This window comes from Paenibacillus sp. NPDC058174, from assembly GCF_042883865.1.
Lineage (GTDB): Bacteria > Bacillota > Bacilli > Paenibacillales > Paenibacillaceae > Pristimantibacillus.
This window is the reverse complement of sequence record NZ_JBHVUY010000001.1, coordinates 1,405,152-1,424,900: the sequence shown is the minus strand read 5'-3', so window position 1 is coordinate 1,424,900 and position 19,749 is coordinate 1,405,152. Positions and strand designations below refer to the sequence as shown.

Below are 19,749 nucleotides of genomic sequence, written 5' to 3'. Positions count from 1 at the left end.
GTCATGAGCAGGGTAGAAAAATTCGGGAGGTCAAGGAGAAGACAACAGCATGAGAAGGCGGCAGCGCCGCCTCGCAACGACACCGTAACGAATGCCGAGGCGCAGCTGCCGCCTAGAAGAAAAAAATTCCCTTCCCAAGCTCCAAAGATTACGAAATGGTATTATAATGTATTGTTTCTTTTATTCGTGTCGCTTGTGGCCGGATTGTTCTGGTACGGCATCAAATATACGCAATAATCAGGATTGGGCCGGCAGCTCAATGGTTGCAGGATCGATGAAGCCGTAGCCTTTATCCTCCAGCTTCGTCAGCAGCCCGTCGAGCGCTTCCGCCGTCCATTTCAATTCATGCATTAATATATTTGCGCCGGGATGGAGCTGCTCCAGCACGTTGGCGATTACTTTATCGGGATCGCCAGGCGACTTTTGCTCCCAATCCAGCGAACCATTCGACCACGTCATGAACAACAGGCCGTGGTTTTTTGCTATCTCCTTCACTTTATCTCCTCCGGAGCCGTATGGGGGACGGAAGAATCGCGGCGGTTCGCCCGTGATGGCCTCTACATCCTTTTGCACGTCACCGATTTGCTGATCGATCTTCGCTTCGTCTTCCTTCTTCAGATCGATGTGATCCCAAGAGTGATTGCCGATCGTCTGTCCGCGCTCGTGAATAAGAGTCAGCAGTTCAGGATGTTCTTTCACCCGGTAGCCGTTCACGAAAAATACCGCTTTCGCATGATGCTTGTCGAGCGTATCGAGAAGGCTGGTCAACACTTCTTTGTTATGCGGGCCGTCATCAAAGCTGAGCAGTACAACTTTCTTATCCGTCGTTTCTTCGATTGGGACAAAACGGTAAACGTTGTTCATTTTGTAGAGTGTCTTAACTTCTGCTGCAGCAATCGTCTCGGTCGCCGTAGGAGATGGCAGCGGAGAAGCAGTCTCCTGCGCCGGGGTGGCCGTAATTGCCGGGGCGGTGTGCGCTGTGTTGTTGTCTTTGGATACTGTACTGCCGCATGAGGCGAGAAGAAAGGCCGCAGCGGCTGCGGCCGCGATGGCTCCAATTGATTTCACTGCTGCGTTCATAAGTAAGGGATCCCTCCGGTGCTTGTATACTCGATTCCATTGTAGCATATTCGAAATTCGCTGCCGTTAAGCAAGTTTCCTTTATTTTAGCAGGATGGCTTACAGCCTGAAGAGCCAAAATATCGGGGAAACGATATTTATAAGGAGGTTTGCTTAATGAGGCTAAGGGGTTTTATAGTCGGTGGCGCAATTGGCGCAGCTGCGGCGCTCTATATGGCACGCAAGCGCCCGGGTACGGCAGCATGGCTGTCGGCGACGATGTCGAACGGGCTAGCGAAGCTGGGACGGAAATCATTGTCGATGATGATGATGAATGACTGGAAGACGAAGGCGGTTGTATCCGCCCCAAAGCATACAGACGGTACCGCCGCAAAATCAGAAGGAAACTGGGAACGGATTGAAGCGATCATTAACAGCGACCCGAAACTGAAGGAGCAGGCGAATCAGGTTATGGCGGAATCGTCGTCCCGCATGCATTAATTAGGAACGGAAAAGATGGAATCGCTTGAACGGGCAACGATGCTGCACGTTTCAACCGATTCTTTTTTTGCCTAATTTAGGTGCAATCCATGGTTAGACATGATAAAGTAGTTACATAGCACGATTTGATCAATTTGATCACATCTTCTCAATAATTTCATACGCTGTTACAACAGATGCTGCAGAGGAGGATCCTGTCATGAAAATCGAGCGGCTTAGTCAGGACAAGATTCGGATTTTCCTGACGTTCGACGACCTGCTGGAACGTGGGATCCAGAAGGAAGACATGTGGCGCGAAATTCCAAAGGTACACGAGCTATTCAGCGAAATGATGGACCAAGCATACAGTGAACTTGGATTCGATGCCAGCGGCCCGTTAGCGGTCGAAGTATTTGCCTTGCCTGCCCAGGGAATGGTCGTCATTGTAACCCGTGGCAAAATGAACGGTCAATCCGACGAGCGGGCAACCGACGATGAAGACACGGAAGACGAGATATACGAAATGGAAGTGACGATGGAGCAAAGCGATATCGTAATGTATTCCTTCCGGGATTTTGAAGACGTCATCAGCGTTTGCAAGCAATTGCAGGCTGCCGGTCTGACGGAGGATGGACGCTTATATTCCTATAACGGGAAGTGGATATTGGCGCTGGAGCCAGCACTGATCGATTCTTCCCGCCATAACGCCGTAATCGCCTTGCTGGCGGAATACGGCGAAGCGACATCGGTTACTTACGCGATGCTCGAGGAGTATGGAAAGGTCATCATGCCGTCGGACGCTGTACGGGAAGTTTGCACTCATTTTTATAACTGAGAAGCACATGGAGAAGAGCATCGGAGGACCATATTTGTCCCCCCGGTGCTCTTCTTGCTTTAAAAAATTAAAATAATCGAATATGGTCGGGGCTGCTAGTTCATATTACATGTAGACAAAGGCGGTGAGCTTCATCATGGCGGATATACATGCACATGATATTTTGAAATCTACACAAGTAGTAATTGAACAAGCATTGCGCAAGCTTGGACATCAGGACTCAATGATTGAGCTGCTGAAGGAGCCAATGCGCGTCCTGACGGTACGCATTCCAGTAAGAATGGATGACGGGACCACGACCATATTTACGGGATACCGTTCCCAGCATAATGATGCTGTGGGGCCAACCAAAGGCGGTGTAAGATTTCATCCTGGCGTAACAGAGCTGGAGGTTAAGGCGCTTTCGATCTGGATGAGTCTCAAATGCGGCATTGCTGATCTGCCTTACGGCGGGGGCAAGGGCGGCGTTATTTGTGATCCGCGAAAAATGTCGTTCGGCGAGCTGGAGCGGGTAAGCCGCGGTTATGTTCGAGCTGTCAGCCAGATTGTCGGCCCCACCAAGGATATTCCTGCGCCTGATGTGATGACGAATTCACAAATTATGGCCTGGATGCTGGATGAATACAGCCGGATCCGTGAATTTGACTCGCCTGGCTTTATTACCGGCAAGCCGATCGTGCTTGGCGGATCAAAGGGGCGGGAGACTGCGACAGCTAGAGGCGTCGTAATTATGATTGAAGAGGCGCTTGCGCTCAAAGGGATCGAGATCAAGGGTGCGAGAATCGTCATTCAAGGCTTCGGCAATGCAGGCAGTTATTTAGCCAAATTTATGCATGAGGCCGGTGCGCGCGTAATTGGTATATCCGATGTGAACGGAGCGTTGTATAATGAAGAGGGACTGGATATCCCCTATCTGCTTGACCGCAGAGATTCATTCGGCAATGTTACGAATTTATTCCCGCAGACGATTACGAATGATCAGCTGCTGGAGCTGGATTGCGACGTGTTGGTGCCGGCTGCAATCGAGAATCAGATTACGGAAGCCAACGCTCCGAATATTCGCGCCTCTATTGTTGTCGAAGCAGCCAACGGCCCTACGACGCTTGAAGCGACGCAAATATTGACGGATCGGGGCATTCTGATCGTGCCTGACGTTCTGGCAAGCGCTGGAGGCGTCATCGTCTCTTACTTCGAATGGGTTCAGAACAATCAAGGCTACTATTGGGATGAGAACGAAGTGGATTCGAAGCTGCGGATCATGATGATCCGGGGCTTTAAGCAAGTATATGAGCTTCATCAAACGAGAAACGTCGATATGCGGCTTGCCGCTTATATGACGGGGGTTCGCAAAATGGCGGAGGCGGTTCGTTACCGCGGCTGGGTATAACCCGGCTTGCCGCCAGGCGTTAGGCGCGGCCCCGATGCTGGAGGTGATCGACGAAATGTTCTTGTTTTCCGTGTTAACGGCAGCGGTGGCGCCCGGCGTTTCGCTGCTCACCTATTTATATCTGAAGGACCGCTACGATTCCGAACCGATTCATATGGTCGTTCGAATGTTTCTGCTGGGCGTATTGATCGTAGTGCCCATCGTCGTTATTCAACGCGGACTGCAGCTCTGGTGGGGAGAATCACCTCTCGTGCTCGCTTTTGCCGAATCGGCAGGCGTAGAAGAGCTTGTGAAATGGTTCGTGCTGTATCATATTATTTATAATCATACCGAGTTCGACGAGCCCTACGACGGTATCGTCTATGCAGCCTCCATCTCGCTTGGCTTTGCGACGCTTGAGAATATTATGTATGCCGTATTCTCGCCTGCGACCTTCGGTACGCTGCTCATGCGTGCGCTGCTTCCGGTGTCCGGGCATGCGCTATTTGGCATCATGATGGGCTACTATGTAGGCAAGGCCAAATTTGCAATCAGCAAGCGCAAGCGCAATTTGTATTTGGCTATCTCGCTGCTGCTTCCGTTCGGACTCCATGGCACGTACGACTACATCATGATTACCCAGCAGCAGAACTGGATGTACTTCATTATTCCGTTCATGGCGGTGCTTTGGGTATGGGGATTGCGGAAAATGCAGCGCGCCAACGAAAGGTCGCCATTCCGGTTTCTATCCCGTGAGGACGAGATTAAATTGTAACCGATCCGTCCATACTGACTTCTAAAAGGCTACCCGCTTAGGAGGTAAGGATGGAAGCGAGAGTGAAAGTAACAATCAGGTGCAATGTATGCGGAGAGAAGTTCGTGCTGCGCGGCCGGCGCGATAAAGGCTCGATCGACACGGGCTTCAAGCAGTGTATTTGCAATAACACCAACGACCTCGATGTCGAAGAACACAGTATTTAGAACAGATGTATAAAGCTCCCTTGCTGAAACCAAACTAACGCTAGGTTTCGACAAGAAAGGAGCTTTTCTGTTATGTATAAACGACTCAGCGCTGTGCTGTTCCCCATCATGACCCTCTTATTGATTGGTGCCGCTTATTGGGGCTATCAGGAGCATCAAGAGAAGAATGCGATATTGCTCAAAGCCGAAAACCAATATCAGCGGGCCTTCCACAATCTAACCTATCACGTTCAGCAGCTGCATCAGCAGCTGGGCAACACGCTGGCCGTGAACTCAACCTCCCAAGGTTTTCACCGCAAAGGGCTTGTCAACGTATGGCGGCTCACAAGCGAAGCGCAAAACGAAATTAATCAATTGCCGCTGACGCTGCTTCCGTTTAATAAAGCGGAGGACTTTTTATCGAGAATTTCAAACTTTGCTTATAAAACCTCAGTACGCGATTTGACGAAGCAGCCTTTGTCCAAGGATGAATTCAACACGCTTAAGACGCTTTACGCCAAGTCGGAGGAAATATCGAATGATCTGCAGGGGGTTCAGGAGCAAGTGCTGGGCACGAAGCTGCGCTGGATGGACGTTGAGACGGCCCTCGCTGCACAAAACTTGAAAGGCAATAATGGCATTATCGACGGCTTCAAGACGGTTGACAAAAAAGTCAGCGAATATCCTGAGATCAACTGGGGGCCTTCCGTCAGCAGCATGTATCAGAGCCGTACGGTTAAAATGCTGGGCGGCAAGCTCGTTACCGCCGATGATATCAAGAAGCATGTAGCCGAATTTGTCGGCAAAAACGCCGGCGAGATTAAAGTAATAGAGAACGGCAAAGGAACGGAGTTCGCATCCTACAGCGCAACGGTGACAGAGCCGAAGAACGGCAAAAAGCTGCAGATGGACTATACGCAAAAGGGCGGCCAGCTGATCTGGTTTATGGATTCCCGGGACATCGGGGAGCAGCGGCTGGACACGGCGAAAGCTAAGGAAGCAGCTGATAAGTTTTTGAATGATCATGGCTTTAAAGGGATGCAGGCGGTCACCTATGATGCCTTCAACAATGCCGGCACATTAACTTACGTCGCCAGCCAGAACGGTGTGCTTATTTATCCCGAGAAGCTGACGGTGAAGATTGCGCTCGATAACGGCGAAACGGTTGGCCTCCAAGCTAATGATTACGTCTATGAGCATCATGAACGCAACATCAAGGCTCCGAAAATTACGCAGGCTGATGGGCGCAAAGCGCTTAATCCGGAAATGAAAGTGTCCAAGGAGCAGAAAGCGATAATTCTGAATGACCTGGGTCAAGAAGTGCTCTGCTATGAATATACGGGTAAAATAAACGGAAGCATCTACCGCATCTATATTAATGCGGATACCGGTATGGAAGAATCGATCGAGGAAATGTCTCCGCAAGATCGAACAGCTGCTGCATCTAAATAATGATATGGCTCCCCTCAAATTGAGTGTGATATAATGACACCATTATGGGAGGGGAGCCAATTGTTGCCTAGAGTAAACCAAATGTTGTTTTTCGAGATCGCTTCCTCGGATGAAGCGGAAGCAGCCGTCGAGTACAAGGCGAGAATCGCCGACGAGCTTGAAGACGGGCTGTTGATCGAGACTCCGTTGAACGAAAGTACGGGCCGTATGAAGAGACTTTATCTGGGGGACGAGCTTTCCGTTCATTTTGTGACGGAGGACGGCATTAAGAACTACTTTGATTCGCATGTCATCGGTTTTCGCGAGGATACGATTAAGCTGATCAAGATCCGCAAGCCCGATCCGGACCGAATCACGAAGGTACAGCGCCGCCATTTTCTGCGCGTGCCTGCCGAGCTGGAAATTGCAGTTACCGCTATGGGGCAGATTCGTTTCGTGACCCATACTGACGACGTCGGGGGCGGCGGCATCTCATTTCTGTGCGACGGCAAGTGGGCGATCACCCGCGAGATGGAACTGGATTGCTGGCTGCTCGTCCCTTACAAGAACGGATCGCTGGAGCATGCTTCATTCAAGGCGGAGGTTGTTCGCGTCGTCGAGCATACGTCAGGCCGGAAGCAGGTTATGATTAAATTTGTGAGCATCAGTGATTCGGAACGGCAAAAAATCATTCGTTACTGCTTTGAAAGGCAGCTGGATTTTCGTAACCGGTAATGAATAATCTGTCCGCAGCATAGGCATGCTAACTTGATAAGGGAAATAAAGGAAGTGTGCCGGATGCCAGACAGAAGCCATAGAACAAAGGATAAGATAAGTCGCGGAAAGAAGCGGGGGTTCCGCTACTTCCGCGACTTGTCGGACGCTGTCAGCAGCAGGCTTGCCAAGCTGGCGATCCTGCTGCTGATTGCTGTCGTTTTAACGCAAATCGCGCTGCAAAACGACACAATAAGACGGTGGATAACCGATATAGAGCGTTTGGAAGGGACGGCTCCGGAGTGATGGAAGCCTTTCGTTCTTTTGCATCTATGTCCATAGTGTGGTATAATTTTCACGTTCGCAGGCAAAGCCTGCTTTTTTCTTGAGAGGTTTGAGTCGCAATTGCTTCAAGCATCGGCCAGCCGTCTCTATTAAGGGGGTTGACTGTTCGTGATGCAGCAAGACGGTGACAGCGACCGGATTAACATTGCTATCGACGGCCCTGCAGGCGCAGGGAAAAGTACGGTTGCACGCAAGGTTGCCGAACAGCTAGGGTACATTTATATCGATACCGGGGCGATGTATCGGGCCGTAACGCTTAGTGCGCTTAAGGCTTCCATCGAGCCGCAAGATAGCAAGGCATTGGCAGCGCTGGCAACATCGCTGGACATTGAATTGCTTCCCGGTGACAAAGGGCAGACCGTATTGCTGAACGGTGAGGACGTAACGGATTCCATCCGCTCCCGTGAAGTAACGCTTATCGTCTCCTTAATCGCAGCAAATGAAACCGTAAGAGAAGTGTTGGGCGCCATGCAGCGCAAGCTTGCTGTCAGGAAAGGCGTCGTTATGGACGGACGGGACATCGGCTCGCATGTATTGCCGAACGCGGAGCTGAAAGTTTTTCTGACCGCAACCGTAGAAGAACGCGCATCTCGCCGATTCAAGGAAATTTCGGGCAAACAGGACGTAACGCTGGAGCAGCTGGCTCAGGAAATTGCTGACCGCGACCGGCTGGACGAGCAGAGAGAAATCGCTCCGCTCATTTGCGCACCGGATGCGCTCGTCATGGACAGTACCGCGATGACGATTGATGAAGTCGTCGGGGCAATTGTCAAATTAAGCCGAACCAAATTGGCGGAGGCGAAGTAAACTATGTTATACCGCATTTGCAGATTCCTTCTCCTCGTCATCTACAATGTAATCTTCCGGCTAGAGGCGGTAGGCAAGGAGAACATACCGGCGGAAGGCCCGGTTGTGCTTGCCTCGAACCATCTGAGCAATTTTGATCCTCCAACCGTAGGTATTAAGTTGAAGCGGAAGGTTCATTATATGGCGAAGCAAGAGCTCTTCGACGTTCCGGTATTCGGTCCGTTGATCCGGGAGCTTGGCGCATTTCCCGTGAAGCGGGGCGGCGTCAGCAAGGAAGCGATTCGTTCTGCCATCGGACTTCTTCAGCAAGGCGAAGTGATGGGCATTTTTCCCGAAGGAACGAGAAACAGCGCGGAAGGCGCAGCAGCCAAGAAAGGCGCTGCTATGATTACGATGCGCAGCGGAGCGACAGTTGTTCCAGTAGCGATTATCGGAAGCTACAAGCCTTTTCGCAAAATGAAAATCATTTACGGCAAGCCGGTAGATCTTACTGCATTTATTGATGATTCATCACCGGATATGCTTGAGCGCGTGACGGAGGCCATTATGGTCCGCATCCGCCAAATGATTAAAGAAAATCAATAATTCCCGTCAGGGAACCGGCGAAAGCCATTTGCGATGTTTTAAATGCTGTACGCCGTCAGGGACGGCTGCAGGTTTAAATAAAGTTGGGGTATGAATTGAGGAGGTTATTTCAAATGTCAGAAGAAATCAATGTTCAGGACTCCGTAGCTCAAGAAAATCAAGAGGCTATGGACAATTTTGTGTCTTTGAAAAAAGGCGATACCGTTAAAGGCACGATCGTCAAAATCGAAGATAACCAAGCTTATGTAAGCCTTGGATATAAATATGACGGTATCATTCCGATTCGCGAGCTTTCCGCAGTTCAGCTTGAAAATGCATCCGATGCGGTTCAAATCGGTCAAGAGGTTGAGCTGAAAGTGGTAAGCATCGACGACGAGAAAGAAAAACTCGTTCTGTCGAAGCGCCAAATCGACGGAGACCGCGCTTGGGACGTGCTGCAAAGCCGTTTCGAAAGCGGAGAAGTATTCGAAGTTGCAGTAGCTGACGTTGTTAAAGGCGGCCTTGTCGCTGACGTTGGCGTACGCGGTTTCATCCCTGCTTCCATGGTTGAGCGTCATTTCGTTGAAGATTTCAGCGATTACAAAGGCCGTACGCTCCGCGTGAAAGTGAAAGAAATCGATCGCGAGAACAACAAAGTGATCCTGTCCCAGAAAGAAGTTCTGGACGCTGAGTTCGAGCAAAGCAAACAACAAGTTATGAGTTCCCTGCAAGTGGGCCAACAACTCGAAGGCACTGTACAACGCCTGACGCCATTCGGCGCATTCGTTGATATCGGCGGCATCGACGGTCTGGTACACGTATCGGAGCTTTCGTGGCAGCATGTCGCTCATCCGAAGGATGTTGTATCCGAAGGTCAAGCGGTAACGGTTAAAGTGCTGAAAGTTGATCCGGCTGCGGGCAAAATCAGCCTGAGCTTGAAAGCTGCTCAACCTGGTCCTTGGGAGTCGGCTAACGGCCAATTCGCAATCGGCGATATCGTTACAGGTACTGTACGCCGTATCGTAACGTTCGGCGCATTTGTTGAAATCGCTCCTGGCGTGGAAGGCCTTGTGCACATTTCCCAAATCGCACACCGCCACATTGCAACGCCTTACGATGTTCTGAAAGAAGGGCAAGAAGTACAAGCGAAAGTATTGGACTTCAACCCTGCTGAAAAACGCGTAAGCCTGAGCATCAAAGAAACAGAAGAAGCTCCAGAGCAACCGGCTGAGCAAGCGCCACGTTCGAGCAAACCGCAACGCGAGCGTTCGCCTAAGCAAGAGGATCTGGGCAACAACCCGAATGTTAGCTTGAGCAACCAAAGCATGAGCTACTCCTTGGCTGAGCGTTTCGGCGACAAGCTGAGCAAATTGAAATAATATCAGGATCTAAGATATATGGCAAACAGGCTGTACCCGTGTACCGGGTACAGCCTGTTTTTTTTACAACATTTGCATATAGTCCGGCATAGCCGTTCCCGCTTGGGTGCATAATAGGTCGATGAGAGTGAGAGGTGAGGACTTGTGAATCCAGGATATATATCGTTATGGATTGTCATGATCTTATTCATATTAATGGCAACAGGCTGGTCGGAATGGGTAGGTGCAGCAAGCTTTAACAAGCGGATATTAGCAATAATCGCAGCGGGCTGCATCATATTGCAGCCTCTACAGCATACGACAGCAATCGGGAATGTCAGCGTCGTATGGCATGCCAGTGCGATCTTGCTTATGCTTGCGGCCCTATCTGCCGTTCATGGACAAAGCTTGGCCGAATCGAAATGGTATTTGCTTCTATGCGCCTTGTTGACAGGCGTTATTTGGGGTTGCCTGCAAAAGATGTATTTGGCTGATCCTGTATTTTATTGGCTTGATCCGAGATGGGATGCCCCCTTGCTTGGCGGATTATTGGCCGCTGCATTTTCCTCCAAGGCTAAACATCAATTTGCAGTACTCGTGTTTTCCGCTGTCTTTGCAGAAATAAATTTCGCAGTGCTGAGCGGAGGAAGGTATATCGGAGGAGTTGGCGAATTAGCATGGTGGGACGGCTTATGGATTGCATTCGGCGCAGCAAGAGTTTTAAGCTTATCTTTCGGCATTTTACGATCGGTTATGGAAAATTTAGCTGTTTTCTTCATGAAAAACAAGCGAAGCAGCCCGGAATAAAGATGAAAAGTTAGCCAAGTACGTCGTTTTTTGCTATGATGTTAAACGTGAGTATTTCTGAAGGAGTGAACATCAACTATGGCAAGACCCGTTATCGCCATCGTCGGGCGTCCGAATGTGGGCAAATCAACCATATTCAACCGTATAGTCGGCGACCGGCTCGCAATTGTAGAGGATAAACCGGGGGTTACCCGCGATCGATTGTATAGCGCCGGTGAATGGAACGGCGTCGCTTTCAGCATTGTAGATACCGGTGGTATCGAAATCGACGGCGAAGATGAAATTATGAAATCAGTCCGCATGCAAGCGGAGCTGGCTATTGAAGAGGCGGACGTCATTATTTTCATGGTGGATGCCAAAGCAGGCCTGACGCATTCGGATGATGAGGTTGCGCAAATGCTTTTCCGTTCCCGCAAGCCTATCGTGCTGGCGGTTAATAAAGTAGATAATCAGGACCGGATGGATGAGATTTATGAGTTCTACGGTCTCGGATTTGGACAACCGATTGCTATTTCCGGCGCTCATGGTATCGGAATTGGCGATTTGCTTGATGCCGCGGTTGAGAAGCTGCCAATTCTTGAGGATGACGGCTATGATGACGATGTGATCCGTGTTGCGCTGATCGGTCGTCCAAACGTAGGCAAGTCCTCGCTCGTCAACGCTTTGCTTGGTGAAGAGCGCGTTATTGTAAGCAACGTGGCCGGTACAACCCGCGATGCGATCGATACGCCGTTCGAGCGTGACGGCCAGCGTTATGTTCTGATCGACACTGCCGGCATGCGCAAACGCGGCAAAGTGTATGAAACCACGGAAAAGTACAGCGTGATGCGTGCGATGAAAGCAATTGAACGAGCGGATGTCGTGCTTGTGCTTATTAACGGAGAAGAAGGCATCATCGAGCAGGACAAGCATATTGCCGGTTATGCGCATGAAGCGGGGAAAGCTTCGATCTTTGTCGTCAACAAATGGGATGTCGTCGACAAAGACGATAAGACGATGAACGCTTTTACGCAAAACATTCGTGATCATTTCCTGTTCATGACCTATGCACCGGTCGTATTCCTGTCGGCGCTTACGAAGTCGCGTCTTCATAAGCTGCTTCCGGTTGTTAATCATGTATCGCAGCAGCATGCGATGCGCATTCAGACGCATTTGCTGAACGATGTCGTTGCTGACGCGGTTGCCTACAATCCGCCGCCTACCGATAAGGGAAGACGTCTGAAAATCAATTATGTAACGCAAGTGGCGACGAAGCCACCGACGATCGTTATTTTTGTCAACGATCCGGATATGATGCATTTCTCATATGAGCGCTACTTGGAAAATAAAATCCGTGCGGCTTTTGACTTTGAAGGCACGCCGGTTCGTCTGTTTACACGGAGGAAGTCTGACGAGGATTAGGGGAGAATGATTTTGCTGAACGCTATTATTGCGGTTGTCGCTAGTTATTTATTAGGTTCGATTTCATTCAGTATCGTAATTGCAAGACTGGTTAAGGGGATCGATATCCGGGAGCATGGGAGCGGCAACGCCGGAGCGACGAATACGATCCGGGTTCTGGGCAAAGGGCCTGGACTGCTCGTATTCTTTCTGGATATCGCCAAGGGTATCGCAGCGGTCGTAATAGGGTGGCTGCTGGGTCCTGATGATTTGGGCGACTGGACAGCAGTACTTAGCGGTCTTGCTGCCATTGTCGGCCATAACTGGCCGGTATGGTTCCGCTTCAAAGGCGGGAAGGGCATTGCAACTACGGTCGGTGTCATGGCGACTTTGGCCTTTGTACCTGCGCTTATCGCCGGAGTTATTGCGATCGCATCGATTGCCATCACGCGTTACGTAAGCTTGGGATCGCTGCTGTTTGCGGCTTTTGTACCGTTATTGATCGGCCTCATTCATTATTCATTGCCTTTATTGCTGGTCAGCTTATTGCTTTGCGTATTTGCCTTCGTCCGCCACCGGACCAATATCGTCAAGCTTGTGCAAGGAACGGAGAACAAGCTTGGCGCCAAAAAAGGAGCCTGACAAGATGACGGAAACTAAAGCGCAGGCGGGACGCCGCGCGGCTGTGTTCGTTGCCGGGAGCTGGGGCACGGCTCTGGCTTCCGTCTTGGCGCAAAACGGATTTGACGTGCTGCTGTGGACACGTAATGCTGAACAGGCGGAGCAAATAAACACAGTGCATGAGAATTCGAAGTATTTGCCTGGCGTGGAGCTTCCTCAGTCGCTGCGGGCGACGACGGAAATGAAAGAAGCGCTGCAGGATGCCGAGCTGGCTCTGTTTGTTGCGCCTTCCGCTGCGATGCGCGAAGTAGCAAAGCAGGCGGCGCCTTTTATGAAGGAATCGACATTGTGCATTCATGCGACGAAAGGCTTTGAGACCGGCACGCTGAAAAGAATGACCACGGTGCTGGCCGAGGAGCTTGGCCGTTCGCCGGATCAGATTGCCGTATTGTCCGGTCCAAGTCATGCTGAGGAAGTCATCCGTAAGCAGCCTACGACGGTTGTCGTCGCATCTGCTGATCAGGAAGCGGCTGAACAGGCTCAAGACGCGTTTATGAACGGATACTTCCGGGTTTACACGAATCCGGACGTTGCCGGTGTAGAGGTCGCAGGCGCAATCAAGAACATTATTGCGCTTGGCGCCGGTCTGTCCGACGGCTTGGGCTTTGGAGACAACGCCAAGGCTGCGCTTATTACTCGGGGGCTGGCCGAGATCAGCCGGCTTGGCACAGCGATGGGCGCTAATCCGCTCACATTCGCGGGTCTGGCTGGCGTTGGCGATCTAGTCGTTACTTGTACAAGCAAGCACAGCCGCAACTGGCGTGCCGGGTCGATGCTTGCAGACGGCTCACCGCTTGATGAAGTGCTGGAGCGTATGGGAATGGTTGTAGAGGGCGTGAAGACGACCCGCGCCGCCTATGAGCTTGCCAGCCGCTATGAGGTAGAAATGCCGATTACCGCGCAGCTTTATCAGGTACTGTTCGCGGGCAGTTCACCGCGCACGGCCGTCGAGAATTTGATGGGCAGACTGAAGACGCATGAGATTGAACAGATCGAATAGTCCCGTTCAGGCGGTATGACCGCCTACACCAATCCCAGACCCCTCTCATATGATGGTTTTAGGCAATGCTTACGAGTTAGGTATGCTGAAGCGATCGCTGCGGGAGGGGAGAAGCATGGAAAAGAAAAGTCTTTCCAAAGATGTGCTGGGGGCAATCAACAAAAAAACGGGCAAAAACATTACCGAAAACTCTGTGAAGAAGCTGGCCAGTACTGTAACCAACACAACGATGCAGAACGAAGCGGAGCTGCGCAAGCTTATTAAGCAGGTTTCGGAGATGGCCAAAGTTCCCGTGTCGGATTCGACAATGAATGATATTGTCAAAGCCGTAAAGGCGAGCGGGATGAATATGAACAATATCGAATCGTTAATGAAAATGATGATTAAACGATAACGTATGATCGGATACGGCGCTCCGGACGAAATTTGTATTTCATCCGGGGCGCCATTTTCCGTTTTTGTCCTTTTTTGCTGTCGATGCTATAATGAAGGCTGCAAGATTTATTATTTTGTAGATTAGGAGAAGATAGACACATGGATCCAATGTCGAAAATGTGGGTTTCTTTTATCGGTATCGGACTGATGGCTATTGCCGCAGTCATCATTACATTCGCCCGTTTGAAGACCAAGGGCGTCGTGAAATTTATTTTATCGCTGATTGCGTTCTTATTGCTCGTATTCGGCTTTATTTACGGTCTTTTTTCCATCATATAAGCAGCAAGAAGAATGCCATACATAAGCAGTAGAAAGGATTATTGAAATGATCGAGCTGAAGGGAAGAACAAAGACGGCTGTCGCGGAACCGGAAGTCGGCGAGACGCTGCTTCGTTTGGCGCTCAAGTATAAGGTCGACTGGTCCTCTTCCTGCACGCGGGGCACCTGCGCTCGCTGCCGCTGCATGGTTACGGAAGGTTCGGAAGCGCTCGAGGGCATCACGGACGCCGAATGGGACCGTCTGGAGCCGGAAGAGTTCGAGGAAGGCTATAGACTGGCATGTCAGGCTGTCATTAAAGACAGCAGCGTTGTCATCAAAGCATACAACAAACCTTATTTCTAAAAGGAAGTGCCAAATATGAGCGTTAGAGGTCGACTCGAAAGCGCACTCGCTTCTGTCGCACAATTGGGCAGCGGGATCGATTGGGTTGTCGGAGGCAGCACGGGATTAATGCTGCGGGGTCTGCCGCTGGCCAGCGAGCCTAATGATCTGGATCTATATATCGATGAGGCCGATTTCGATCGTCTTTACAACCTGCTGCGCCCCTATGCGATCGACAAGCCAGTGCTGAGCGAGACCGATATATACCGGTCGACGTTATGCCATTTTGAGCTGGAGGGGGTGTCCGTTGAGCTGGTAGGCGGATTTATCGTGAGCGCACATGGATGTCGTTATGAGACCAAGGTCGCGGAATTGTTGAAACCGCTAGCAGAGCGGGTCATCGTGGACGGCAACTATTTCGTTCACACTGTACCTCTCGCTCACGAGCTATGGTTTAATGTGCTGCGGAATCGTCCTGACCGTTATCAGCTCATTATGGACGCTTTCGTACAAGATGAAGCGAAGCATGGAGAAGCGTTGAAGCAGCTGGAGTCTCATCATACATTTACGCCGGAGATGGTTCGGAAGGTGCATCAGATGATTGCGGAGAAGCGGACTGGTGTGCTGCGATGAATGGTGAGGTCCGGTTTTTGCCATCCGGCAAAACAGTCAAAGTAAGACGGGGAACGACGCTGCTGGATGCAGCGAGGCAAGCAGGATTGACTATTCGTACGCGATGCGGCGGCAAAGCGGCTTGTTTCATGTGTAAAATGAGCGTGCTGCCTGGCAGCGAGCTGCTGCCGATTGCAGACAATGAACGGCATAAGCTGGCCGGGCTGGAAGGCGAACATATCCGCTTGTCCTGCCAAGCCAGGGTCGCCGGAAAAGTGACCGCAGAAATTCCGCCTGATCCGCTCCGCTCCGCCGTAGAGAAATTGCTGGCCAAGCAAGCGGAAGAGCTGGACGACAAGCTGTGGTAAGTTTGATCGGCGGTTGCCAATTCTGAAATTAGGAGGACAACGGAAATGATGAATCATGCAATGCGGCGCGGCATCCGTTCCGCGCTGCTCGTTATGGCTGCTGTGACCCTGGTGGTGCTTAGCGGCTGTATGTATCCTAAGAAACAGTTGAAAGAAAACCTGATTCCGCCAAAGGAAGCAGTCCGCAATGTTCAGGCGGCAATCGAGCAATATCAGTCCGAGACGGGAGTGCTGCCGATCAAGAACAGCACATCGGATACTCCCGTGTATGAAAAGTTTCAGATCGATTTCCATATGCTTCAAACGCAAGGCTACATAAGCGACATTCCATCAGCAGCTTTCGAAAAGGGCGGCAATTATTATTTTCTGATTATTAATGAAGATACGGAGCCTGCCGTTAAATTGATGAATCTGGTCAATTTCCAGCAGCTCGTCGATATTCAGACAGCGGTGCGCACGTATTCAAGCAGCCATAACGGTGAAGTGCCAAAAGGCGGGGCAGCTTATCCGGGTTTTCACTATATCGATTTTGATGCGCTGAAGCGGAAAGCGCCTGCTCTGCGCAGCGAGTTTTCCGGCCAGTCGCTTGCCTTGATGACGGACGAGAAGGGCAATGTGTACGCTGATTACGGCCCAGATCTCATGCAAGCTGTACAGAAAAGCGGCAGCGTGCCCGCTGAAGGAGCAGATGCACGAGAGGTGCTCGTAGCCTCCGATCTGTTCGTGCCGGTCAAATCGCCTGTCTACCATTGGAAGGACGGCGAGCCGCTGGCAATCGCTCCATAGCCTATTAAAGCAAAAATCCTCATTGACCCCTGCGAAGGGCGTTAATGAGGATTTTTTGGTATAGAAAACCTTCCGCCCTCATATAACTCAGTCTTGGAAGGGCAAGAGGTGTGACCCGATTAAAAAGATTTCTAGAAAGGAATCGGCATAATCGGAGAGTATGGACAATATGCTATTACTAGTCCAAAAAGCTGTACGAGTTGCGTCGCTGGCCTGCCCTCTTGTCCGGTGGAAGGCGGCGAACCGGAAAATCAATTGGGAGGGGATATTCAGTGGAGAAAGTGGACATTTTCAAGGACATTGCCGAACGTACCGGCGGGGATATTTACCTCGGGGTAGTAGGGGCAGTCCGAACGGGCAAATCAACGTTTATCAAACGGTTTATGGAGACGGTTGTGCTTCCTAACATTGCTAGTGAAGCCGAGCGTGTTCGTGCCGTTGACGAACTTCCTCAAAGCGCCGCAGGTAAAACGATCATGACAACCGAGCCTAAATTTGTGCCGAATCAGGCAGTTCAACTACGTGTCAGCGAAGGCCTTGAAGTCAATGTAAGGCTGGTTGATTGTGTAGGCTACGCAGTCGAGGGCGCCAAAGGCTATGAGGACGAGAACGGTCCTCGCATGATTACGACACCTTGGTTCGATGAGCCGATCCCGTTCCAGGAAGCAGCCGAGATCGGCACTCGCAAAGTGATACAAGAGCATTCGACGCTTGGCGTCGTCGTGACGACCGATGGTACGATCGCAGAAATTCCGCGCAGCTCCTATGTGGAAGCGGAAGAACGGGTTATCAGCGAGCTGAAGGAAGTCGGCAAGCCATTCGTGCTGATCATCAACTCGACGAGACCGCGAAGCGAGGAAGCGCTCAACCTGCGCGGCGAGCTTCAGGCCAAGTACGATATACCGGTTATTACGCTCAGCGTAGCTACGATGGGAGAAGAGGAAGTAGTCTCCGTGCTTCGCGAAGTGCTCTACGAGTTCCCGGTACATGAAGTGAATGTGAACCTGCCAAGCTGGGTTATGGTTCTGAATGAGCAGCACTGGCTGCGCAGCAATTATGAAAATTCCGTTCGCGATACGGTCAAGGACATTCGCCGTTTACGGGATGTTGACCGCGTCGTCTCGCAGTTCATGGACTACGACTTTATCGCAAGAGCCGGCCTCAGCGGCATGAACATGGGGCAAGGCGTTGCGGAGATCGATCTGTACGCACCGGACGAATTGTACGATCGCATCTTAATGGAAGTCGTTGGCGTCGAGATTCGCGGCAAAGACCACTTGCTGCAGTTAATGCAGGAGTTCTCGCATGCCAAGCGGGAATACGACCGTTTCGCTGAAGCGCTAGAGATGGTGAAGGCTACAGGCTACGGCATCGCTGCTCCTACATTAGCGGAGATGGCGCTCGACGAGCCGGAGCTGATTCGTCAAGGCTCACGCTTTGGTGTAAGGCTGAAGGCGACTGCCCCTTCGATTCATATGATCAGGGTCGATGTTGAGTCCGAGTTTGCACCGATTATCGGTTCAGAGAAGCAGACGGAAGAGCTGGTGCGTTACCTGATGCAAGACTTCGAAGCCGATCCGATTAAAATTTGGGAATCTGACATCTTTGGCCGTTCGCTGCACTCGCTGGTCCGGGAAGGCATCCAGGGCAAAATCGCAATGATGCCGGACAACGCGCGCTACAAATTGCAGGAAACGCTCGGCAGAATTATTAATGAAGGCTCCGGCGGCCTCATTGCAATCATCTTGTAATTCATTCAATAAGGGCTGTCTCTGAGATCTTACAAGATCGATGGGGCGGCCTTTTTGTTGAGGTTGCGGACACATAATAAACGTCTGCAAGGAGGCTGTTTTTTAAAAAATGAGTTGTGTATCGGCTCACATCGGTTTTATAATGACATATGTCACTTTGATTCGCTATTATTCGACATCATTTTCTTATATCCCGAAATTCCGATTGACATAGTAGGAGAAAATGATATGATAGCAAAAGAATAGCAATTTATTACTAGGTAAATAGTAGGGGAGAGAGAAAGAAATGAAGAAACAGAGTAAGGTTTATTTAACAGTTCTGCTTGCAGCTATGCTATTGGTATTGGCAGCTTGCGGCGCGAAACAATCAAATGAAGGAACTAACGCTCCAGCGGCGACAGAGCCTGCGGCTACGGAGCCGGCAGCGAACAATAATGATATTTCTTCACTCAAAGGCAAAAAAGTTGCACTCGTTATGCAATTCAATACAGGAACATTCTCTTCGCAATACGTGGAAGGCGTAAAGGAACAAGTTGAGAAATTCGGCGGCAAAGTAACGGTATTTGCTTCGGATAATGATCTGGGCAAAATGGCTTCCAACCTGGATGCAGCGATCAACCAAGGCTTTGACGGCATTCTGATTGACCATGGACAAGCATCTGCACTGGAAGCAGGCGTTAAAAATGCGGTTGCCAAAGGCATCTCGGTCGTTGTATTCGATGCTGACGTGAAGGTCGAAGGCGTACCTGTCCTACAGCAGGATGATAAGAAAATGGCGGAGCTTACGCTGGAGCAGCTTGCTAAAGATGCTGGCGGCAAAGGCAAGATTGTAAAGGTTTGGGTTGCAGGCTTTGCACCAATGGAACGCCGCCAAGTGGCATACAAAGAGTTCCAAAGCAAGTATCCGGAAATTACAGAAATCGCAGCGTTTGGCAATGCCAACAATCCTGCCATCGATACACAAGCTCAAATGGAAGCCATTCTGAAGCAGAATCCGAACAAAGGCGACATTACTGCGGTATGGGCTGCATGGGATGAATTTGCAAAAGGCGCAGCACGCGCTATTCAACAAGCAGGAAGAACTGAAATTAAAGTATACGGCATCGATATGAGTGACGAGGATCTGCAAATGATTCAAGATCCGGCTAGCCCATGGGTAGCTTCGGCAGCGGTAGATCCGAAAGATATCGGCCGCATCCAAGTGCGTGCGCTGTACAAAGAATTTAAAGGCGAAGAAAATGAGCCGGTTATCGTACTGAATCCGGTCTACGTACAACGTGACGCTTTGCCAACTGAGAAAGTAAACACGACGCAGCTTGCACAGTATATCGAAGGCTGGGGCAGCAGCGAGCAAGGCTATGAAGAATGGATGAAAGAGCTGGAAGGCGCGAAGTAAACCCGTTAACGGG

Annotated in this window: 25 protein-coding genes; 24 read left to right on the top strand and 1 reads right to left on the bottom strand. The window is 50.6% G+C overall.

Features of this window, described 5'->3' with window-relative positions; all coding sequences use genetic code 11:
- The first annotated feature begins 3 nt into the window (after nucleotides 1–3).
- Nucleotides 4–237, top strand: coding sequence for a hypothetical protein (locus ACFVVF_RS06435; protein ID WP_387806475.1), 234 nt, complete (start codon nucleotides 4–6; stop codon nucleotides 235–237).
- On the opposite strand, the gene ACFVVF_RS06430 is transcribed toward ACFVVF_RS06435, so the two are convergent.
- A complete protein-coding gene (locus ACFVVF_RS06430; protein WP_387806473.1) occupies nucleotides 238–1,080 on the bottom strand; it encodes a polysaccharide deacetylase family protein in 843 nt (280 codons plus the stop codon). It abuts the gene before it with no gap.
- Nucleotides 1,081–1,236: 156 nt separating this feature from the next.
- Here ACFVVF_RS06430 and ACFVVF_RS06425 point away from each other — a divergent pair, with 156 nt between their 5' ends.
- The 23 genes from ACFVVF_RS06425 to ACFVVF_RS06315 all read left to right on the top strand — a co-directional run bounded on the left by ACFVVF_RS06425 (nucleotide 1,237) and on the right by ACFVVF_RS06315 (nucleotide 19,736).
- A complete protein-coding gene (locus tag ACFVVF_RS06425; RefSeq protein WP_387806471.1) occupies nucleotides 1,237–1,560 on the top strand; it encodes a hypothetical protein in 324 nt (107 codons plus the stop codon).
- Nucleotides 1,561–1,759: 199 nt separating this feature from the next.
- Nucleotides 1,760–2,374: a genetic competence negative regulator gene (locus tag ACFVVF_RS06420; protein ID WP_042162601.1), complete on the top strand. Its 615-nt coding sequence runs from the start codon at nucleotides 1,760–1,762 to the stop codon at nucleotides 2,372–2,374.
- A gap of 136 nt (nucleotides 2,375–2,510) precedes the next feature.
- Entirely contained in the window at nucleotides 2,511–3,761 is a 1,251-nt protein-coding gene (locus ACFVVF_RS06415) for a Glu/Leu/Phe/Val family dehydrogenase (protein ID WP_387806469.1), read from the top strand.
- A gap of 55 nt (nucleotides 3,762–3,816) precedes the next feature.
- Nucleotides 3,817–4,515: a glutamic-type intramembrane protease PrsW gene (prsW, locus tag ACFVVF_RS06410; protein WP_387808863.1), complete on the top strand. Its 699-nt coding sequence runs from the start codon at nucleotides 3,817–3,819 to the stop codon at nucleotides 4,513–4,515.
- 50 nt (nucleotides 4,516–4,565) lie between these two features.
- Nucleotides 4,566–4,721: a hypothetical protein gene (locus ACFVVF_RS06405; protein WP_387806467.1), complete on the top strand. Its 156-nt coding sequence runs from the start codon at nucleotides 4,566–4,568 to the stop codon at nucleotides 4,719–4,721.
- Nucleotides 4,722–4,793: 72 nt separating this feature from the next.
- Nucleotides 4,794–6,152 carry a germination protein YpeB gene (gene ypeB / locus ACFVVF_RS06400; RefSeq protein ID WP_387806465.1) on the top strand — a complete coding sequence of 453 codons (1,359 nt, stop codon included), beginning with the start codon at nucleotides 4,794–4,796 and terminating at the stop codon, nucleotides 6,150–6,152.
- Nucleotides 6,153–6,212: 60 nt separating this feature from the next.
- The gene (locus ACFVVF_RS06395; RefSeq protein WP_387806463.1) at nucleotides 6,213–6,866 is read left to right on the top strand and encodes a flagellar brake protein; all 654 of its coding nucleotides are present in this window, start codon (nucleotides 6,213–6,215) and stop codon (nucleotides 6,864–6,866) included.
- A 63-nt stretch (nucleotides 6,867–6,929) separates the two neighbouring features.
- Nucleotides 6,930–7,151: a hypothetical protein gene (locus ACFVVF_RS06390; RefSeq protein WP_387806462.1), complete on the top strand. Its 222-nt coding sequence runs from the start codon at nucleotides 6,930–6,932 to the stop codon at nucleotides 7,149–7,151.
- A gap of 150 nt (nucleotides 7,152–7,301) precedes the next feature.
- Nucleotides 7,302–7,997, top strand: coding sequence for a (d)CMP kinase (cmk, locus tag ACFVVF_RS06385; RefSeq protein ID WP_387808860.1), 696 nt, complete (start codon nucleotides 7,302–7,304; stop codon nucleotides 7,995–7,997).
- A 3-nt stretch (nucleotides 7,998–8,000) separates the two neighbouring features.
- Nucleotides 8,001–8,582, top strand: a complete 582-nt coding sequence (locus ACFVVF_RS06380) for a lysophospholipid acyltransferase family protein (protein ID WP_387806460.1) — start codon at nucleotides 8,001–8,003, stop codon at nucleotides 8,580–8,582.
- 113 nt (nucleotides 8,583–8,695) lie between these two features.
- Nucleotides 8,696–9,940 (top strand): 30S ribosomal protein S1, encoded by a 1,245-nt coding sequence (rpsA, locus tag ACFVVF_RS06375; protein WP_387806458.1) that lies wholly within the window; start codon nucleotides 8,696–8,698, stop codon nucleotides 9,938–9,940.
- 144 nt (nucleotides 9,941–10,084) lie between these two features.
- Nucleotides 10,085–10,726, top strand: a complete 642-nt coding sequence (locus tag ACFVVF_RS06370) for a YphA family membrane protein (RefSeq protein WP_387806457.1) — start codon at nucleotides 10,085–10,087, stop codon at nucleotides 10,724–10,726.
- A 78-nt stretch (nucleotides 10,727–10,804) separates the two neighbouring features.
- Nucleotides 10,805–12,127, top strand: coding sequence for a ribosome biogenesis GTPase Der (der, locus tag ACFVVF_RS06365; RefSeq protein WP_387806455.1), 1,323 nt, complete (start codon nucleotides 10,805–10,807; stop codon nucleotides 12,125–12,127).
- 12 nt (nucleotides 12,128–12,139) lie between these two features.
- Nucleotides 12,140–12,748 (top strand): glycerol-3-phosphate 1-O-acyltransferase PlsY, encoded by a 609-nt coding sequence (gene plsY, locus ACFVVF_RS06360; protein WP_387808857.1) that lies wholly within the window; start codon nucleotides 12,140–12,142, stop codon nucleotides 12,746–12,748.
- A gap of 4 nt (nucleotides 12,749–12,752) precedes the next feature.
- Nucleotides 12,753–13,787, top strand: coding sequence for an NAD(P)H-dependent glycerol-3-phosphate dehydrogenase (locus ACFVVF_RS06355; protein WP_387806454.1), 1,035 nt, complete (start codon nucleotides 12,753–12,755; stop codon nucleotides 13,785–13,787).
- Between the two features lie 115 nt (nucleotides 13,788–13,902).
- Nucleotides 13,903–14,181 (top strand): stage VI sporulation protein F, encoded by a 279-nt coding sequence (locus tag ACFVVF_RS06350; protein ID WP_387806452.1) that lies wholly within the window; start codon nucleotides 13,903–13,905, stop codon nucleotides 14,179–14,181.
- Nucleotides 14,182–14,321: 140 nt separating this feature from the next.
- The gene (locus tag ACFVVF_RS06345; RefSeq protein ID WP_387806450.1) at nucleotides 14,322–14,501 is read left to right on the top strand and encodes a DUF2768 family protein; all 180 of its coding nucleotides are present in this window, start codon (nucleotides 14,322–14,324) and stop codon (nucleotides 14,499–14,501) included.
- Nucleotides 14,502–14,547: 46 nt separating this feature from the next.
- Nucleotides 14,548–14,844 carry a 2Fe-2S iron-sulfur cluster-binding protein gene (locus tag ACFVVF_RS06340; RefSeq protein WP_387806449.1) on the top strand — a complete coding sequence of 99 codons (297 nt, stop codon included), beginning with the start codon at nucleotides 14,548–14,550 and terminating at the stop codon, nucleotides 14,842–14,844.
- A 15-nt stretch (nucleotides 14,845–14,859) separates the two neighbouring features.
- On the top strand, nucleotides 14,860–15,456 hold the full coding sequence (locus ACFVVF_RS06335; RefSeq protein ID WP_387806447.1) for a nucleotidyltransferase family protein: 597 nt from the start codon (nucleotides 14,860–14,862) through the stop codon (nucleotides 15,454–15,456).
- On the top strand, nucleotides 15,453–15,803 hold the full coding sequence (locus ACFVVF_RS06330) for a 2Fe-2S iron-sulfur cluster-binding protein (RefSeq protein ID WP_387806445.1): 351 nt from the start codon (nucleotides 15,453–15,455) through the stop codon (nucleotides 15,801–15,803). The genes ACFVVF_RS06335 and ACFVVF_RS06330 overlap by 4 nt, the downstream gene beginning before the upstream one ends.
- Before the next feature lie 45 nt (nucleotides 15,804–15,848).
- The gene (locus ACFVVF_RS06325) at nucleotides 15,849–16,589 is read left to right on the top strand and encodes a hypothetical protein (RefSeq protein WP_387806443.1); all 741 of its coding nucleotides are present in this window, start codon (nucleotides 15,849–15,851) and stop codon (nucleotides 16,587–16,589) included.
- 272 nt (nucleotides 16,590–16,861) lie between these two features.
- Nucleotides 16,862–18,340 (top strand): stage IV sporulation protein A, encoded by a 1,479-nt coding sequence (gene spoIVA / locus ACFVVF_RS06320; protein WP_042162578.1) that lies wholly within the window; start codon nucleotides 16,862–16,864, stop codon nucleotides 18,338–18,340.
- A 286-nt stretch (nucleotides 18,341–18,626) separates the two neighbouring features.
- Complete coding sequence (locus tag ACFVVF_RS06315) at nucleotides 18,627–19,736, top strand: sugar ABC transporter substrate-binding protein (RefSeq protein WP_387806441.1); 1,110 nt, start codon at nucleotides 18,627–18,629, stop codon at nucleotides 19,734–19,736.
- Nucleotides 19,737–19,749 lie beyond the last annotated feature (13 nt).

Coding starts and splice junctions, on each gene's coding strand:
- ACFVVF_RS06435 (WP_387806475.1), top strand. CDS start 4: ATGAGCAGGGTAGAAAAATTCGGGAGGTCAAGGAGAAGACAACAGCAT.
- ACFVVF_RS06430 (WP_387806473.1), bottom strand. CDS start 1,080: ATGAACGCAGCAGTGAAATCAATTGGAGCCATCGCGGCCGCAGCCGCT.
- ACFVVF_RS06425 (WP_387806471.1), top strand. CDS start 1,237: ATGAGGCTAAGGGGTTTTATAGTCGGTGGCGCAATTGGCGCAGCTGCG.
- ACFVVF_RS06420 (WP_042162601.1), top strand. CDS start 1,760: ATGAAAATCGAGCGGCTTAGTCAGGACAAGATTCGGATTTTCCTGACG.
- ACFVVF_RS06415 (WP_387806469.1), top strand. CDS start 2,511: ATGGCGGATATACATGCACATGATATTTTGAAATCTACACAAGTAGTA.
- prsW (WP_387808863.1), top strand. CDS start 3,817: ATGTTCTTGTTTTCCGTGTTAACGGCAGCGGTGGCGCCCGGCGTTTCG.
- ACFVVF_RS06405 (WP_387806467.1), top strand. CDS start 4,566: ATGGAAGCGAGAGTGAAAGTAACAATCAGGTGCAATGTATGCGGAGAG.
- ypeB (WP_387806465.1), top strand. CDS start 4,794: ATGTATAAACGACTCAGCGCTGTGCTGTTCCCCATCATGACCCTCTTA.
- ACFVVF_RS06390 (WP_387806462.1), top strand. CDS start 6,930: ATGCCAGACAGAAGCCATAGAACAAAGGATAAGATAAGTCGCGGAAAG.
- cmk (WP_387808860.1), top strand. CDS start 7,302: ATGCAGCAAGACGGTGACAGCGACCGGATTAACATTGCTATCGACGGC.
- ACFVVF_RS06380 (WP_387806460.1), top strand. CDS start 8,001: ATGTTATACCGCATTTGCAGATTCCTTCTCCTCGTCATCTACAATGTA.
- rpsA (WP_387806458.1), top strand. CDS start 8,696: ATGTCAGAAGAAATCAATGTTCAGGACTCCGTAGCTCAAGAAAATCAA.
- der (WP_387806455.1), top strand. CDS start 10,805: ATGGCAAGACCCGTTATCGCCATCGTCGGGCGTCCGAATGTGGGCAAA.
- ACFVVF_RS06355 (WP_387806454.1), top strand. CDS start 12,753: ATGACGGAAACTAAAGCGCAGGCGGGACGCCGCGCGGCTGTGTTCGTT.
- ACFVVF_RS06350 (WP_387806452.1), top strand. CDS start 13,903: ATGGAAAAGAAAAGTCTTTCCAAAGATGTGCTGGGGGCAATCAACAAA.
- ACFVVF_RS06345 (WP_387806450.1), top strand. CDS start 14,322: ATGGATCCAATGTCGAAAATGTGGGTTTCTTTTATCGGTATCGGACTG.
- ACFVVF_RS06340 (WP_387806449.1), top strand. CDS start 14,548: ATGATCGAGCTGAAGGGAAGAACAAAGACGGCTGTCGCGGAACCGGAA.
- ACFVVF_RS06335 (WP_387806447.1), top strand. CDS start 14,860: ATGAGCGTTAGAGGTCGACTCGAAAGCGCACTCGCTTCTGTCGCACAA.
- ACFVVF_RS06330 (WP_387806445.1), top strand. CDS start 15,453: ATGAATGGTGAGGTCCGGTTTTTGCCATCCGGCAAAACAGTCAAAGTA.
- ACFVVF_RS06325 (WP_387806443.1), top strand. CDS start 15,849: ATGATGAATCATGCAATGCGGCGCGGCATCCGTTCCGCGCTGCTCGTT.
- ACFVVF_RS06315 (WP_387806441.1), top strand. CDS start 18,627: ATGAAGAAACAGAGTAAGGTTTATTTAACAGTTCTGCTTGCAGCTATG.